The 18326-nt window shown below is 37.1% G+C and carries 12 protein-coding genes; 5 read left to right on the top strand and 7 right to left on the bottom strand.

Annotation, left to right across the window (positions count from 1 at the left end; translation table 11 throughout):
* Nucleotides 1–64: 64 nt before the first annotated feature.
* Genes QY331_16605 through QY331_16595 form a run of 3 tightly spaced genes read right to left on the bottom strand, consistent with a single transcriptional unit; the run spans nucleotide 65 to nucleotide 3297 of the window.
* Entirely contained in the window at nucleotides 65–2002 is a 1938-nt protein-coding gene (locus QY331_16605; GenBank protein ID WKZ69585.1) for a T9SS type A sorting domain-containing protein, read from the bottom strand.
* 16 nt (nucleotides 2003–2018) lie between these two features.
* Nucleotides 2019–2423 (bottom strand): hypothetical protein, encoded by a 405-nt coding sequence (locus QY331_16600; protein ID WKZ69584.1) that lies wholly within the window; start codon nucleotides 2421–2423, stop codon nucleotides 2019–2021.
* A gap of 13 nt (nucleotides 2424–2436) precedes the next feature.
* Nucleotides 2437–3297, bottom strand: a complete 861-nt coding sequence (locus QY331_16595) for a T9SS type A sorting domain-containing protein (protein ID WKZ69583.1) — start codon at nucleotides 3295–3297, stop codon at nucleotides 2437–2439.
* Between the two features lie 363 nt (nucleotides 3298–3660).
* On the opposite strand from QY331_16595, the gene glgA reads away from it, so the two are divergent.
* From glgA to QY331_16570, 5 genes are all read left to right on the top strand, one after another.
* The gene (gene glgA, locus QY331_16590) at nucleotides 3661–5124 is read left to right on the top strand and encodes a glycogen synthase GlgA (protein WKZ69582.1); all 1464 of its coding nucleotides are present in this window, start codon (nucleotides 3661–3663) and stop codon (nucleotides 5122–5124) included.
* 126 nt (nucleotides 5125–5250) lie between these two features.
* Nucleotides 5251–6330 carry a T9SS type A sorting domain-containing protein gene (locus tag QY331_16585; protein WKZ69581.1) on the top strand — a complete coding sequence of 360 codons (1080 nt, stop codon included), beginning with the start codon at nucleotides 5251–5253 and terminating at the stop codon, nucleotides 6328–6330.
* Nucleotides 6331–6564: 234 nt separating this feature from the next.
* On the top strand, nucleotides 6565–7656 hold the full coding sequence (locus QY331_16580) for a T9SS type A sorting domain-containing protein (protein WKZ69580.1): 1092 nt from the start codon (nucleotides 6565–6567) through the stop codon (nucleotides 7654–7656).
* Between the two features lie 107 nt (nucleotides 7657–7763).
* A complete protein-coding gene (locus tag QY331_16575) occupies nucleotides 7764–8462 on the top strand; it encodes a phosphatase PAP2 family protein (protein WKZ69579.1) in 699 nt (232 codons plus the stop codon).
* A 49-nt stretch (nucleotides 8463–8511) separates the two neighbouring features.
* Complete coding sequence (locus QY331_16570) at nucleotides 8512–9669, top strand: metallophosphoesterase (protein ID WKZ69578.1); 1158 nt, start codon at nucleotides 8512–8514, stop codon at nucleotides 9667–9669.
* Between the two features lie 42 nt (nucleotides 9670–9711).
* On the opposite strand, the gene QY331_16565 is transcribed toward QY331_16570, so the two are convergent.
* The 4 genes from QY331_16565 to gyrA form a co-directional block, all read right to left on the bottom strand.
* Nucleotides 9712–12579, bottom strand: a complete 2868-nt coding sequence (locus tag QY331_16565) for a S8 family serine peptidase (protein ID WKZ69577.1) — start codon at nucleotides 12577–12579, stop codon at nucleotides 9712–9714.
* A 65-nt stretch (nucleotides 12580–12644) separates the two neighbouring features.
* Entirely contained in the window at nucleotides 12645–14441 is a 1797-nt protein-coding gene (locus tag QY331_16560) for a M1 family metallopeptidase (GenBank protein WKZ69576.1), read from the bottom strand.
* Nucleotides 14442–14589: 148 nt separating this feature from the next.
* Nucleotides 14590–15798, bottom strand: coding sequence for an aminotransferase class I/II-fold pyridoxal phosphate-dependent enzyme (locus tag QY331_16555; GenBank protein WKZ69575.1), 1209 nt, complete (start codon nucleotides 15796–15798; stop codon nucleotides 14590–14592).
* 65 nt (nucleotides 15799–15863) lie between these two features.
* The gene (gyrA, locus tag QY331_16550) at nucleotides 15864–18311 is read right to left on the bottom strand and encodes a DNA gyrase subunit A (GenBank protein ID WKZ69574.1); all 2448 of its coding nucleotides are present in this window, start codon (nucleotides 18309–18311) and stop codon (nucleotides 15864–15866) included.
* Between the last annotated feature and the right edge of the window lie 15 nt (nucleotides 18312–18326).

Below are 18326 nucleotides of genomic sequence, written 5' to 3'. Positions count from 1 at the left end.
TTTAATGTCTTACAAAACGAAGGGCACTCAAATGGTGCCCTTTATTATAATCCATTCAAGTTAGCTACTTTAACAATAACATCTTCTTACTGTCTATATAATTTCCGGCAATTATTCGATAAATATACATTCCGCTTGAAAGAAATGAGCCATCGAAGTTGATAAAATAATAACCAGCGCTCTGATGTTCATTAATAAGTTCTACTACTTCCTTTCCAAGAATATCATATACAATTAATGACACATGTGAATCGCTCGGCAGTTGATATTTTATTATCGAACTCGGATTAAAGGGATTCGGATAGTTCTGTGATAGATCATAAATTTTAGGGATTGCGTCATATTCAGAACCATTTTTATACAACCAATCTTCTCCTTCTCCCCAGGCATTAATCACCTCAGACTGTGGTGATTGTAAATTGGATCTTCTTTGTTTATATGTATAATAGTAGAAGTCTGCTTCGTTAACTAAATGCCCAACTGGCCAATCTACAGAAAGATCTTCATAGTGTGTTCCTGTCATTTTAATTGGGTCTTCCCATTCGTCACCGACTTTTTTTCTTAGAAAAACTTCTAAATCGTCTGACTTGGGTTCATCCCAACTAACAACCGGATGACCGGAAAAACTTCTTGTTATATTAATAATTGGCGTTTCCGGCGGAGCCCAATCACTAATCGGATCAGAAAAAGTTGAGCGCTTTCCTTCTTTATCTCTGGCTTTAATTCTATAGTATATTTTTTTATCGTCACCATAATCAAAGACATTAATTCTAGGAGTCATGCTTGGTTGAATAGCATTAGTAACAAATTCGTAATCACTTAAATCCGGCTTCGGTCCGTTAACCGAAGCAACGGCTCGATAAACTTCCCATTCATCATGGTCATCATCCCAATAATCCGACCAATCCAAAAAGGCTCTCGCAGAAGTACTGCCGTTTGAACCATAAGTGTGCGTATGCCCAACTACACCAAATGGTTTAGAGGGTTTGCCTGCGTAAGCGTTATTATAATGCAGCTGAATTTTGTAAACGCCCAAACCATTTTTATTCTCTAATATTTCAACAGTAAACGGGTGGTTAACGCCGTTTGTTGAAGGCGGATTGCTGGTTGGTGAAAAAACATTGTTATATTTTTCGTCAAATGCATCATTGTAATCACCCCAAGCGGCATCTTTAATATATCCTCCCTCAATAAAACAGCCGTATATTTCTTGTTCACCATCACCATCGCTATCAAACTTGATTTGATAGTCCATTTCATCATTCCCAAAAAACGGATCAGGATGAAGCTTTGTCACTTTTAAAGTGGTTTCGTCAAAGTGCCATTTAAAATTACCATCGGCACATTCAACGTCCATATATTCTGGTAACATTTGATCACCACCTTTTACGTGATAGCTATAAATTCCTTGAGCACCGGCTAAATCGTAATCTTTAACTATTTTTTGTCTGTTTTCTAGAATGAAATATTCTATATCTGTATTTGGAAGTTTTATTTTAACAGCCTCATCTTCATTAAAATAATCTTGAAGTTCAAAAATCTCATCGTCTTCCTTAACTATATAATCGATCCATCCAAGTTTTTCTCTTTCCCACGCACACATTCCTCTTGAACTGTTCCAGACAGGGCTGTCACCCATTAAACTCAAATTTGCGAGTCCGAATTTTATATGGCCGGTGGTTCCGAATAATTTATGTCCAAATTCATGAGCCGCTTGAAATACCGAATAATCAAGGCCATTATGTGCGCCCCGCATTTGAACACCGGAACCGTATCCAAAGCCCCCGATTATTTTCTTTTGATCAACTACAGAATAATATCCGCCGGCCGGCAACCAAATAGAGCTATACCCCGTCCACTTCGATCCAAAAATTAATGAATTGGGAAAATCTCTATAAACAATAATCACTAAATCAACAATGTCGTCTGATCCGGGGGAGGTTCGAGTCCAGGTGTCAAATGGAGTAAAACTAAAGTTCGGATTTAAATCTAGTTTTTCCAAAACCTCATAGTTAATTTCATGTAAATATGTATAGTCGGCTGTCTTGTTGTTTGTAATTCACCAACTCAGGATAAATGGTGGCGTCTAGCACTAAACGCCCTCCCGACATTTCTTCAAAATATTGTGTTAGCCCTTTCCCCGGTCCGGCAAAATCATGCGCCCACTGGGGCAATGACATTATTTTATCATCTATATTGGTTGGCCAGCCCTCCGTGGAATTCCAATCATCTCTTAATTGCACAAAAATAACCAAGGTATTAATAGTGCCTTCCGAGGGTGCGTAAACACCGCCTCTATCATCAACACTTCTATAGAGTATCGGCCCCTCATCTTCACAAATAAAATCAATTCTTTGTGAAAAAGAGGATTGTGCTATTATTAATAAAACAATGAAGCTACGGATAATGTTATGCTTTTTCATTGTTCACCTCCGGTTATTTAAGTAGAATCATCTTTTTAATATCTCTATGTTTATCTGTTTCAAGAACATAGAAATATACTCCGCTTGATAAATTTTCTGCATTGAACTCAACCCTATAAACTCCCGGGTGTTTATATTGCTCAACTAGGGTTGTTACATATTCACCCAAGAAATTGTAAATCTTAAGATTTATATAAGTACTCTCGTCAATTGAAAAAGAAATAGTTGTTGTTGGGTTAAACGGGTTTGGGTAATTTTGAAATAGCACAAACTCGTTAAGAAGTTCACCCTCATCATTAATTGATGTAACGACTCCGTATTCTTCTCCATAAATTCTTGCCCCCGTTAATGTTTGTATATAAAAATCTCCGGTTATTTTGACCACCCCATATTTATCAGAAACATACTCGGTAATAGAGAGATCTAAATATTCTACTTCTCGAACAAGCACAGTATCTCCGAATACAGAATACCACTCAGGTTTTCTAACTTTGACGGTTGTCGGACCAAACCACACAATATTTTTCCAACCTTTATATGCAAATCGAAAAGAAGTATATTCATAAAACTCATCGGGCACCTCCAAGCTGTCCAACAACAGCTCTTCATGCACTATTGAATTTTCGTTCATGTCATCCAAGTCAAGCATATAACTTGCGTAACTTCCCCAATCAATTCTTTCCCAAAGAAAAAATTTTTCGTTTTCAAACCCGACATAATCCACTTTCTTGTAATAGGTCTTTCCGTTAACAACAGTATCTTTTTCTACATAACGAACATCTACTTCGTCACTATTTCCATCCAAAGTATACTGCCAAAGATTTCCCACCCAAAGCGGGTTCCAGTCAGGATCGGTTTGAAGATAATTTTCCATGAATTTCTCCGGTACCCCGTCAATTTTAATCAGAGTCTGAGAAAATATAGCTAGACTCATTACGAAAATTATACTGATGATTTTCATTTATATTTATACCTCTATGCGATAACAAGAATATAAATTTACGTTAGAATAAATAGGAGAATTGGAAGGAAACTGTTATATGGTGTATAATCTTTTCATGATAGATAGAAATTGTACCTCTCTAAAAGTATTAATATGACAAAATATTTATTAAAGTCAATCTATTTATTTGGAATGCTCGTTATATAAGTCAAGCCCGGAAATTATTACTGAGGTTAAGTGAAGTAACAAATTTTGTATATTTGTTTGAAATGAATCAAAAGTAAATGGGTGATTATGAAAATAGCTTTCGCGGCAAGTGAAGTGGTTCCTTTTGCAAAAACCGGTGGATTAGCCGATGTCTCAGGTGCTCTGCCGGTCGAGCTTGAAAAACTTGGTCATGATGTGAAGGTTTTTATGCCGAAGTATTATTCGGTTGACGAACACAAGTTTCATTTGGAATATCAATCCTGGGCAAGTCCTATGCCCATACGTGTTGCGGGAATTGTTCACGAGGTCCATCTCCATAAAAGCTATTTACCCGATTCAAAAGTCGAAATATATTTTATTGATTGTCCGTATTTTTTTCATCGGCATAATCTTTACACAAACGATCATGATGAGGATCAACGTTTTATTTGTTTTTCGAAAAGTGTAATTGAGGCATTACAAAGATTGCATTGGTCACCGGATATAGTTCACTGCAATGATTGGCAAACCGGATTGATTCCGCTTTATATAAAAGACAATTACAGTTGGGATAAAATGTTTGCAAACACGGCAACTGTGTTTACCGTTCATAACATTGGTTATCAAGGTAAGTTTCCTCAAAAGACTTTGTTCAATGCAGAAATAAAAGAAGATTTATTTTATCATGGCGGAAGAATTGAACACGACGGTCTCGTTAATTTTCTAAAAACCGGTTTATCCTTTGCCGATGTTATAAACACAGTAAGTGAAACCTATGCAAAAGAACTAATGACGCCCGAGTATTCCGCGGGAATGCATCATTTACTCCAATACAGAGAAAAAGATTTTTACGGAATTATTAATGGAATTGACTACTCAGTCTGGAATCCCGAAACTGATACGCTGATTCCCTTCCATTATTCAAAAGATGATCTTTCAGGTAAAGAGAAAAACAAGGAGGCTTTATTAAAAAAATTTAATATGCCTTACCAGGAAGGGATTCCGCTTATCGGAATCGTTTCTCGTTTGGCGATTCAAAAAGGATTTGATTTAATAGAAAAATCTCTTGCTGAATTAATGAGCTTCAATGCACAATGGATAATACTGGGAAGCGGCGAACAAAAATATGAAAATATGTTTCAAGCTCTTCATCAACAAATGCCGAATAAAGTCGGAGTTTACGTCGGTTATAATAATGACCTTGCTCATTTAATTGAAGCCGGCGCCGATATATTTTTAATGCCTTCGCATTATGAACCTTGTGGACTCAATCAAATTTATTCTCTTAAATACGGAACCGTCCCCGTCGTCAGAAAAACCGGCGGACTTGCCGATACAGTTCAAGATTGGAATGAGTATAATACTTACGGACTTGATACCGGAAATGGATTTTCATTCGACGATTATAAACCAGCAGCGATGGTACACGCCATCCAAAGAGCCTTGGGAGATTATCACAACAAACCCATCTGGAAAAAAATCCAGCAAAACGGAATGAACAAAGATTATTCATGGAGACATTCCGCAATCCAATACGAAGAACTCTATAAGAAGGCGCGTTCAAAACGTTAACTATTTCGCGATTAACAACCTCTTTGGACCAATCAAAAAAGATATTCGGGCGTAGTATCCTTTACATTCCTTCATAAAATTACTATCATTAATAAAAGAGACATTATTAACAAATAGAGGAGATTCATGAAGAAGGTAGTAATTTCGTTCACTTTTTTGCTTTTTTCTTTAACTATTCAGTCTCAAATCGTAGTTACGCAAACCGATATAGAAAACCACTTACAAATCGGTAACGGAATTTTAAATTATTCTGATACGATCGGAATAGACGTTGATATTGGAACACCCGGTGAAAATTCTTGGGATTTTGAAAATCACCCTTTCCATCTAGAGTTTGATGTAGATGTTGTTGATCCGGGGTCTACTCCGAAGGCTGATTTATTTTCGTCTGCAACACATGCGTTAATTACCAATTATGATGTTGGACAAAATGAGGCTACATCATATACCTACCTGATCATCGAAGATGGTAACTATGGTGAAGATGGTCTTTATTTCATAGCCGGGGTGTCCAGTTCTACGTCAGAAGTTACAATTGAAAATGATCCTCCTGGTAATATTTTACAGTTTCCGGTTAATTATCAAGATTCTTGGACGACCTCCCACACAAAAATCACCACCACAGAACTAAACGGTGTTCCGATTTCAAATACAGAGGCAGAAGAAACCTCGTCAAAATTGGTGGATGGTTATGGCACAATCGTGCTGCCGGACGGAACCACCGAAGAAACCCTGAGAATAAAGATTGAGGGAGAAAGAACCGTTAATGGTGATACCGAGGAAATCCTTTCGTTTATGTTTATTACACGCTCAGGCGCAAGTTTAACAGCGGTTGCCGACGATCCAAACGGATCGGATAACGGTGTAATTCAAACAGAACAAGTAAATTGGAATTATGGTAACGGTTCACCTTCTTCTGTTGATAAAATTGAAGAGCTTGCAAATGATTTTGTATTATCACAAAACTATCCGAATCCATTCAATCCAACAACAAATATTCAATACTCTATTCCAAAAGCTTCTCATGTTTCGCTAAAAGTATATGATGTTTTGGGCAACGAGGTTGCCACATTAGTAAATGAAAAACTTTCTTCGGGTGTTTATAACAGTAAGTTTGATGCATCAACTCTATCAAGCGGAATTTATTTTTATACTTTGGAAGCCGGAAACTTTGTTACCACAAAAAAGCTCTCTTTAATTAAGTAAATCACCCCATTCGTGCGAAGTGAACATTAACGGCACTGACATTTAAACACAGTGTCACTTCGCACAGCTTGATTTATCAGTTCTGTTTAGAGCAGTACTTAATGTCGGAATTTGTGCCCAATATCATTGAGGTATTCTCAAAAGAGATAATTAGATAAAATATCCTTTACATTTTGATTGAGATTACTTAAAATTGCTCATTCACTAATAATTAATCAAAAACGGAGGGCAACCGTGAAGAAATTTACATTTCTAATGTTTCTTATAGTTCTATTTCTTTCAACTCAAGCACAAGTCACAATTACTCAAGCTGATGTAGCCTCAACTCTTACTCTTGGCAAAACCGTTAAGACATATGCCGATACATTAAATACCAATGTAAATATCGGTGCAACCGGTCAAAGCAGCTGGGATTTCAGCGGGCATCCGCACCAATTAGAATTTGATGCCGAAAGCGTTAATCCGGGCTCATCTCCGGTCTCAGGAACATTTGGCTCAGCAAATTATGTAACTTATTCTCAGCCGACATTTGCGGGAGTTACATCAAACACCTGGGTACACCTTGGTCTAAGTGGAAACGCATACTCAGATTTGGGAACCTACACAGAGGCGGCTGCGGCTGGATTTACAACTAAAACGACCATTCAAATGAATCCTGCGGAAGTAATAATGCAGTTGCCATTAACTTTTGGAGCAAGTTGGTCACACACCGGGACAAGAGATGTTGATGTTGAGATTGTCGGGATTCCTTTCCCTCAGTCTTATACAGTTGATGTTTCAGTTACCAGAACCGTTGACGCATGGGGTACATTAATTATGCCCGATGGCAGATCGGTTAATGTTCTCAGAATTAAAATAGTAACCGAGCTAACGTCGAACGCAGGTGGCGTTCCGTCTTCTTCAACTGACCTGTCTTTTACATTTATTTCTCCTGACGGAAGCTCGCTGCACGTAAACGCTGTTGATGCAAATCAAGCTGATAACGGTGTTATATCTGTTAATCAAGTAGCATGGAATTACGGTAGTGGCGCAACAAGTGTTGAACAGCTAGAAGAGCTTGCAAATGATTTTTCATTAGCACAAAATTATCCGAATCCATTCAATCCAACAACAAACATTCAATACTCTATTCCAAAAGGTTCTCATGTTTCGTTAAAGGTATATGATGTTTTGGGCAACGAGGTTGCAACTTTAGTAAACGAAGATCTTTCATCGGGTGTTTATAATAGCAAGTTCGATGCATCAACTCTATCAAGCGGAATTTATTTCTATACCTTAAAGGCGGATAATTTTACCGCAACGAAAAAATTAATGCTGGTTAAATAGTCTTCTGAATTTTTTAGAGAATCCATCTTTCTTAAAGATGGATTCTCTTAATTCGATACATCTCTCAAAAACCTTTCTTATTTTTATCCGAATAATTTGAACAAAATATGAACCTTCTGAACAAAACAAAAACTCTTATAAAAAAATACTATCCGGGTGAAATTTCTTTTTTATTTATTCTTTTCGGAATGCTTCTCTCTCTTTTTTTATTTATTCAAATTGCTGATGCTGTTCATGATAAAGAAACACTTTCGATCGATAATAAAATTTTATTAATGTTCCGAGATTCGGATGATATTGCCAAACCAATTGGCCACGAAAGGGTTCAATATGTTGTTCGTGATATTACAGCTCTCGGAAGTTCAACTCTACTAACAATTATTACATTGATCGTTGTTATTTATCTTGGATTAAAGAGAGAAATACGCTCTATCATCTATGTGCTTTCTGCGGCAATTGGCGGCGGAATACTTGTGCAAATTTTGAAAGTTCTTTTCGCTCGTCCACGCCCGGAAATAGTGGGGCAACTTGTTACTGAGATCACGATGAGTTTTCCAAGCGGACATTCCGCAATGTCTGCTGTTGTTTATCTTTCTATTGCTGTATTAATTTCACGAATTGAGTCGTCATACAAGACCCGTGTTTTTATCATTACAACCGCGCTTACAATTTCTTTTATTGTCGGGCTAAGCAGAATCTATCTCGGAGTTCATTATCCAACAGATGTGCTTGCCGGATGGATGATCGGTTTGTTTTGGGCATTGCTGTGCTGGTTTGTTGCGACAATTATAGAAAAAAGAAATTGAATTTATTGTCGGCATATTATGTTACAATAATGACACAAAAAGGAAGGTTATGAAATTGCTGAATTTTCTAATTTTTATTTCGATTGTTCTCTTGGTTTATGTTTCTGTTAACTACTATATTTTTTCGCGCGGTTTGCAAGCTATTCCAAAAGATTCTCAGTTAAGAACATACTATATAATTCTGTTTATCCTTACTGCACTTACTTTTTGGGCAGGAAGAATACTTGAAAACTTTATGCTAAACTGGTTTACCGAGACTTTGGTTTGGATCGGCTCTTTCTGGCTTGCATTTATACTTTACTATTTTCTGTTTGCAGCTCTATTTGACCTATTGCGTTTACTAAATCATTTTATCGGAATTTTCCCTTCCGTTATTGTTCAAAATTATGAAAAAGTAAAACTGTTTAGTTTGCTTGGAGTAATAATAATTGCTTCAATCACAATTGTGTATGGGCATATAAACTTTCTTAACCCCGGCATTAGAAAATTTGAAATAACTCTTCCGAAAAAAGATGCGAAAATAAATTCATTGAATATCGTAATGGCTTCCGATATTCATCTCGGGACAATCGTTGGGAAAAAACAACTTGATAAGTTTGTTGAAATGGCAAATTCACTAAACCCTGATATAATTCTATTACCCGGCGATATTTTTGATGAAGATATTGGACCAATTATTAAAAACAATTTAGGCGATGATCTCAAAAGATTAAAAGCTAAGTACGGAGTTTATGCGGCAACCGGAAACCACGAATATATCGGTGGTGTTGAAGTTGCGGTTAAATACATGCAAGATCATGGCATAGATGTTATCAGAGATACCGCTGTTTTTATAGACAACAGCTTCTATATAGTTGGTAGGGAGGACAGAGACATAACTAGGTTTGCCGAAAAAAACAGAAAAGATTTGCTTGAAATTACAAACGGGCTCGATAAAAATTATCCGACAATCCTTTTAGAGCATCAACCCCGAGAGCTTATCGAATCACAAGAAAACGGAATTGACTTACAGCTTTCGGGACACACCCATCACGGGCAGCTTTGGCCGTTAAACTATATCACATCAATGATTTATGAGATAAGTTGGGGATATAAAAAGATTGGCAATACTCATTATTATGTCTCGAGTGGTTTTGCCGGATGGGGTCCGCCGGTTAGAACGGGAAGCAACACTGAACTAGTAAATATTTTAGTGCGCTTTGAATAGATAAAAACCTTCGGGATTTTAACAATCCCGAAGGTTAATAAATTATCGGAGAATCATCATTTTTTTTGTTTCTACAAAATTGCCCGAAGTCAATTTATAAAAGTAAACACCGCTGCTTAATTCGTTAGCATTAAAATCTATTTCGTAAGCTCCGCTTGAAAGCTCTTCGTTTAAAAGAGTTGTTATCTGTCTACCAAGTATATCATAAACTATTAATGTTGTGTTTGACGTTTCACGTTTCACGTTTGACGGTAATGAAAATTTGATTTTTGTCGTGGGGTTGAATGGATTCGGATAATTTTGCGATAGCGAAAATTCTAAAGGCAATTCCTCTTCCAGCTTTTCAACCGATGTTGGGATTAAACCGTAAGCAATACGACTATTTTTAATCGCTGTTCTTATTTCCTCCAGTGAATAGCCGCCTGCTATTGCAAAGGCAACGTTAACTCTTTCTCCTGATTGCAATGTATAAGGTCCACCAGAAACCGAGAAAGCAATATCGCCCGGTCCAAACTCAATTATAGTTGTTGCGCTTGCAATTGCCAGCCACTTCTCATCTTTGTCAAAGCCGTTAATAATATTTATACCACCGAAATTTCCTTCGTTTGACATAGCTCTATAGCCGTATTTTCCATCTGAAATTAAGGCGACACCAATGTGATCGTTAACTTTTCCGCTAGTCGGGTCTTGATCTAATGCATAACCAAAGTGATCTTCGAAATCCCATGCTGTATAATCATCGTCGAAGTCGTGTAAATCCAGATCGAGAAATAATCCTGCGTGAAATGTTCTAATTGTAGTATCTGAATTGTTTGTAAACCTGTATCGCAGAATTATAAACTTACTATATTCTTCCTGTGAAAAGCTGTAAGTAAAAAGTTCTGTTTGTATTCCTAAATTATCAGGAGCTGCGTTGTCATCGTTAAAGGTTGTGAATCCTTCATAATCCGCATGTTCACCCGGAATTGTAATACTGAATGGAATTACAGAATTAAAATCCCGACTCTTGTTTTGAAGATAAGTTGTATGAGCTGCGTCCATTACCATTTCGGGTGAACTTCCGTAAATTAAGGCTCCTTCAAACAATAGATTTGAACCGTTGTTAAATATTAGTCCGTCACCTTCCGTCGGCTGTTGACCGTAATCATTAAATCCAATATTTCCTTCACTCGCAATTGTTAATGAAATATCATTGCCTGCTTGGGTTAGATACGTTGTGTTAAATTTTGTTCTGATTAATTGGAAATCATTATAATCGCTACCATTGCTGTATTTTATAATAAGTTCGACATCTTGGTTGACCGGAATATTTTCTGAGACAAGAAAAGTAAATGGCGCGGTGAAGTTATTAGTTTCACCCAGCATTTCAAGTCCTGTTATGGTATAGGTGCCATGATTAACTAAAACAAAATCGCTTCTGCTTTCAAGTGTAACTTGAATATTAATAGCGGCATTAAGATAATTCTTAAATTTTAATCCAAGAGAAAAAGCTTCACCCGGTTCAGTTATTCCATTTCCGTTTGAAAGATCGGTATAAACAAATTCTTCGGCTCTTATCGAAATTGAGTTTGTGTTGCTAAGTGCTTTGAAAGCATTTATTCTTCCTGTTCCAAGATAATATTGATATGCCGGATTTAGATCATCTATATTGTCTGTGTTTACTCTTATTTGTTCCGCTATTTGAAGAGGAGTATAATTTGGAAACCTATGAATTAATAATCCGGCCAATCCAGCTGCTATCGGCGACGCAAGAGAAGTCCCGCTGGCATTTGCAGTATAAGTATCATTCTGCCAAGTTGAATACATTCCAAGTCCGGATGATCCTCCGGTTGCCGGGGCAACAACATCCACTGTTGAGCCATAATTCGAAGCCGAATATCTAATGTCGTTTGGATCCGTACCGCCAACAGAAAGAACGCCATCGTATGCGGAAGGATAGGACGGTTCTATTTTATTATCATTGTCTGAAGAAGAAACAATAAGGGAGCCAAGTGACGTAGCATATGTAATTGCATCCTGTAATGCTTGTGAATATGGACTTCCGCCCCAGCTACAATTTATTACATGCGCACCGTTGTTTGCCGCGTAAATAATCCCTTCTCGTCCATAAGCAATTATTCCGTTCCCTATACTTTCTTGCGATGTCTTTACCGGCATAATTTTGCAATTATAACCGATAGCCGCAATTCCAACTCCATTGTTTGTTACTGCGCTTGCAAAGCCTGCGACAAAGGTTCCATGTGTTGGTGCATCTTCCATCGGGTTGTTATCCGGCGTTCCGTTATTTCCGCCGAAGTCCCAACCTCGCACATCATCAATATAACCGTTATTATCATCATCTATTTCATTATCGGGAATTTCACCTGCATTAGTCCAAATACGTGCAGCGAGATCAGGATGATCCCAATCTACTCCTGTGTCATTAATTGCAATTACAATCTCTTGACTGCCTGTGCTTATATCCCAAGCTTGTGGTGCGGAAATTTTATTTAAATACCATTGTGTTCCGTCTAAAAATTTTGGATCGTTTGGTTCAAAACTGATTTCATAAACATACCACGGTTCGGCCCACTCAACTTCTGAAGAATTTGACAATTTTTTTGCGAGAGCTAAAGGATCGTATGGCGAAGAATACTCGATTATAAAAGTTCTGTTTAAATCAGAGTAATTTACGGCTTCTTCTTTAAGGTTAGCAGAAATTTTCTTCACTTCCACGGCGCTAATATTTTCAAGGTGTTTGATGCTCTTAGCGGGAAGCATAGAGTTTTTAAAAAACGTACTCTCACTGCTTTCTTTATATTTAACGATTATTTTATTAGCGAGATAAAGAACATCACCCTTTTGAATAACTTGATCTTGTGCGAAGATACATCCTATTACAAAAAGAAGAATTGCAATATATTTTTTCATGAATTCATCCGCTTAAATTTATAATGTGATATCACAAAAATGCTCTAATTATGCAAGAGTAAAAACTATTCACTTCTGAAAATTTCTCTTGTATTATATTCTATGTCGGGAATCAATTCGTCTCCCAACTCAACTTCAACTATTTCTTTTTCGGAATTAATTTCGACTGTAGCTATTTCATCACCGTTTTGCCAAACACGGGGAGAAACTTTTATTGTTTCATCGGAATTATCCTCATAATAAACTTTTAAAACTATTGAGAGCGGAAGTCCTCCGCTGTTTTTTACTTTAACATATTTATTGTCTTTTTCATTTACCAATTCTACTAAATCTAAATCCGGAGTAAGAAACTCAAAATACCATGCTTTCCAAAACCAAGTTAAATCTTCACCGGTTACTCTATTAAATGTAAAAAAGAAATCATACGGCGTTGGATGTTTTTCTTTCCATTCGTTCATGAAGGTTTGCATAGCGTTTAAAAACAACTCTTCTCCCAACAAATCTTGCAAAGCAGTTAATGAAGCTCCTGATCTAGTGTATGAAGCAACCCTATAATGTGAGCCTTTTAATAAGAACGATGGTGTCATTGGAGGAACTTCTACAATTTGTTCAAGCTGCCGCTGTTGTGTGGCATATCTTCTTCTTGCCGGTTCTTCATCACCAAGTCTTTTTTGTAGTTCTATAGGTGAAAACACCGCCCATCCTTCATCCATAAAGGCGTATCTTCTTTCATTAATTCCCATATAAAACGGCAAATATGTGTGAGCAAGTTCGTGAAGCGTTAAACCTACAGTTGCGGCATGTGTTCCGGCTTCTCCGTCGTTTATCATCATTGGAAACTCCATTCCGCCGCTTCCATTAAAAACTGATACGGCGGGATATGGAAACATAATTCCGGGCATTTCGAGAGAGTGGAATTTTACTCCCTCTCTTAAAATGTTTGTAACCTCCCGAAAATTTTTTGATTCCTTTTTATATCCAGCATCAACAAATATCTGTCTGTCTTTTATTTTAACTGTCGATGCATCCCACAAATAATTTTTACCAAGCGCAAATGCAAAATCCGGTGACGATTCTGCTTTATACTTCCAAGTGGAGAAATCTTCTTTTGTTACATCTTTATGCAAATCTTCTTCACTAACTATATTTACTATCTCTTCAGTATTTTTCGCTTTGTTATATCTTTCTAAATATTTTTCATTCAAAACGTCTTCGGGATTTTCGAGTATTCCGGTCGCCCAAACGAGATAATTTTTAGGCGCTGTAATTTCAACATCAAAACTTGCAACACCGCTGTACATTTCTGCTGTTCCGGAATATGTTATTTCATCCCATCCATGAATATCATCATATACGGCTATTTTAGGATACCAATACGCAATAAACATTGAAGTGTCCGAATAAGCGCCTGTTCTAATTGGTCTTATTGTGGGAATGGTGAAACTCCAATTAGTTTGAATTAACAACTCATCTCTGGGATTGAGCGGTTCTTCTAATTTAATTTTCATGTTTGTTGTTGATCTATTAATGCTTGCGCTTGTATCCGAAACGTCCAAGTCTTTTTCATTAACGGATAAAGATTTTATTGTTACTCCGTCATTAACAGCTTCTTTATTAAGCGGCCAATCTCTTATAGTTCCCTCTTTAAAAATATCCGGATATAAATGCATTACAATTTCTTTTAATGTATCCGGGCTATTGTTAACATATTTAACAGCTAGTTCTCCATTCAAAAGTTTTGTTTCAGGATCAACCGTTGTTTTTATTTTATACTTAGAATAATTGACCCAATAATTTTCTCCTGGCGACCCGTCAAATGATCTTGTGTTTTTTTCATACGCTTTTTGAATCGGCTGTGACATATAGAGCTTTTCAGATTGGGCGAAAAGCAGAGAGGATATAAGGAAAAAGAGAAATATTTTTTTCATAATTCCCGTTTAATTTTGTTTTTAAATAAAGGAAACCCCAAAGCGAAAATATAAAGAAAATCGTTTTGGGGTGTCGTTATTTTTATAAAGCCGGTTCGGCTGTTTTGATTTTTATTTTTTCAAAAGCTTGCTCTAAGTCTTCAATAATATCGTTCACGTTTTCAATACCGACCGATAGTCTTACTAATCCATCGGTTATTCCGGCTGCTTCACGCGCTTCTTTTCCCATTGAAAAGTGTGTCATACTTGCCGGATGTTGAATTAAGGATTCTACACCACCAAGACTTACCGCAAGCTGACAAAATTTAACATTATTCATTGCTGTTTCGCCTGCTTCCAGACCACCTTTTAATTCAAAGGTTATCATTCCTCCCGGAAGTTTATGTTGTTTTAAACCTATTTCATATTGTGGATGCGATTTAAGTCCGGGATATCTAACCCACTTAACTTTTGGGTGAGCTTCTAGAAACTCAGCAATCTTCATTGCGTTTTCTGTATGACGCTCCATTCTAATGGAAAGAGTTTTTAGACCACGATGAACTAGAAAAGAATTAAACGGATCTATTACGCCGCCAAGTTGATTCAATATTTTTCTAAAGTGAAGATATGTTTCTTCGTCTTTAACTATAATAATACCCCCAACAACGTCTGCGTGTCCGTTTAAAAATTTTGTTAAACTATGAACCACAACATCCGCTCCAAGAGTTAATGGTTTCTGTAATGCCGGACTCATGAACGTATTATCAACTACGACTTTTGCGCCATTTGCATGTGCAATTTTTGATACTTCTTCAATGTCAGAAATTTCCAAAGTTGGGTTGCCGGGGGTTTCAAGGTAAACAACTTTTGTATTTGGCTTAATCGAGTTTTTAATTTGTTCAAGATCAGCGCCTGAAACATACGTTGTTGTTATATCAAATCGACTTAAAACAGTGCTTAATAAAGTAACGGTTGGGCCGTAAACAGATTTTGAACATACCACGTGATCGCCAGCTCTTAACAAAGCCGCTAACGTTGTATGAATTGCCGCCATGCCGCTTGCGCAGCCAAGCGCTTTGTGTCCCTCTTCAAGATCGGCAATTGCGTCTTCCATTGCTTCTATTGTGGGATTTGACATTCGTGTGTAGATATACCCCTTTTCTTCTCCCTTAAACAAAGAGGCTCCGTGTGAAGTTGTCTCAAACTTGAATGTTGATGTTTGATAAATTGGAGGAACTACCGGTCCGTATTCATATTCTTTAATTCCTGAGTGGACACATTTAGATTCAAAGTGGGATTTTTTGTGTGACATTTTTTACCTGTAAGATTGTTTTAAAACGAAAAAGGCTGATTAATATAACCAGCCTTATCTATATTTTATTTTAGTTGTTCCTGCTCTTCTTCCTCGCTTACAACTCTAGCGATATCGGCAATATGATCTCCTTCGTTAAGTTTAATGAGTCGAACTCCCTGTGTGTTTCTTCCCATTACTCTAATGCTGCTTACCCCTTGTCTAATTACCATTCCTTTCACAGTCATTATCATAAGCTCGTCGTTATCGTTGACTTGCATTAAGGAAATCATCTGGCCTGTTTTATCGCCGGTTTTTACGGTAATAATTCCTTTACCGCCGCGTTTAGTTATTCTATAATCGTTGAGATCCGATCGCTTGCCATATCCCTTGTCTGTGGCGACAAGCAATGTGGTTGCGTGTTTTACAGCAACTCCTCCGATTACCTTATCATCTTTTCCCAACCTGATACCTCTTACACCGGTTGCAGTTCTTCCCATATCTCGAACATCATTTTCGTTAAAACGAATTGCCATTCCGTTGTGTGTACCAATAATTATATCTTGTGAACCATCTGTTACACGAACCTCAATTAATCTATCTCCCTTTGTGAGGTTAATTGCTTGAATACCGCCTCTTCTAACATTTGAATATGCACTGAGAGCGGTTTTCTTAACTGTTCCTTTTTCTGTGTACATCATTAAGAATTTATCGTCAGTAAATTCTTTTACCGAAATGAATGCCGTTATTAAATCATCCTTGTCTTTTTCTATAACATTTAACAACGATCTGCCTCTTGCGGCTCTACCGCCTTCAGGTATTTCGTGTACCTTTAGCCAATAACATTTACCTTTGTCGGTAAAGAACATAATGTAATGATGAGTTGAGGCAATAAACATATGTTCGATAAAGTCTTCATCTTTTGTCCCGGCACCTGTTACACCTTTTCCACCGCGGGACTGTTTTCTATAACCGCTTACCGGGAATCTTTTAATGAATCCTCCGTGGGATATAGTTACGACTACATCTTCTTCGGCGATAATATCTTCAATATCAAATTCTTTGAAATCGTGAACTATCTCTGTTCTTCTTTCGTCGCCGAATTTTTCTTTTACCTCAAGAAGTTCTTCTTTAATAATATTTTTCCGTTTCTTTTCGTCAGTTAAAATAGCTTTTAATCTTTCTATGAGTTTTATTGTTTCTTTATATTCATCTTCTATTTTCTTTCTTTCAAGGCCTGTTAACCGTTGCAATCTCATATCAAGAATAGCTTTTGCTTGAATAGCAGAAAGCTTAAACTTCTTCATCAAGTTTGCTTGTGCGGTGTTAACATCACGCGATTTTTTAATTGTTTCGATAACTTCATCAATGTTATCTAAAGCAATTATATATCCTTCCAGAATGTGTGCGCGTTTTTCTGCAGCTTCTAAATCGAATTTTGTTCTCTTTATAAGAACGTCCATTCTGTGGTCAAGAAAGTGCTGCATCATTTCTTGAAGGGTGAGAACTTTTGGTTGTCCGTTAACCAATGCAAGCATAATTACACCGAATGTTACCTGCATTTGTGTGTGCTTAAATAATTGGTTAAGAATAACAGCGGGTTGACCCGTTCTTTTTAGTTCTATTACTATCCTTAGTCCGTCTCTATCTGATTCATCTCGAATTGTTGAGATATCGTTTATTTTTCCTTCTCTAACCAAATCCGCAATTTTTTCGATTAAATTTGCTTTGTTAACCTGATACGGTATTTCTGTTATAATAATATTTTCGCGGTCATTTTTTTGAATTTCTATGTTGGCTTTTGCGCGAACAATTATACGCCCTCTTCCTGTTAAATAAGCTTCACGAACTCCTTCGTAACCATAAATAATCCCACCGGTTGGAAAGTCTGGTGCTTTAACAAATTTTACTAAGTCTTCGGTTTTGCAATTCGGTTTATCAATTAAATAAATCAACCCATCCACAACTTCCGCTAGATTATGAGGAGGGATATTTGTTGCCATTCCAACAGCAATTCCGCTTGAACCGTTTACTAACAAATTAGGAAGATAGGAAGGAAGTACCGTAGGTTCTTGAAGGGATTCATCGAAGTTCGGTACAAAATCGACTGTGTTTTTATCAAGATCGCGAAGCATTGTTTCTGCAATTTTAGCCATGCGCGCTTCCGTATAACGCATTGCCGCCGCAGAGTCACCGTCTACGGATCCAAAGTTGCCTTGTCCGTCTACCAATGGATAACGAAGTGAAAAATCCTGCACCATTCTAACCATTGTATCATAAACTGCGCTATCACCATGTGGGTGATATTTACCGAGAACTTCACCAACTATTCTAGCAGATTTTTTATATGGTTTATTGAATGCTACTCCAAGTTCTTGCATTCCGAACAAAACTCTTCTATGAACCGGCTTCAAACCATCCCGAACATCTGGCAAAGCGCGTGCAACAATAACCGACATCGCATAATCGATGTAAGATGATTTCATTTCTTCTTCTAGTGCAACCGGTGTAATTTTTTCAAACATTGTAGCCATTTATAAATTCTCTCT

The sequence above is a fragment of the Melioribacteraceae bacterium genome (assembly GCA_030584085.1).
Taxonomy (GTDB): domain Bacteria; phylum Bacteroidota; class Ignavibacteria; order Ignavibacteriales; family Melioribacteraceae; genus SURF-28.
This window is presented reverse-complemented; position numbering and strand designations above follow the sequence as displayed.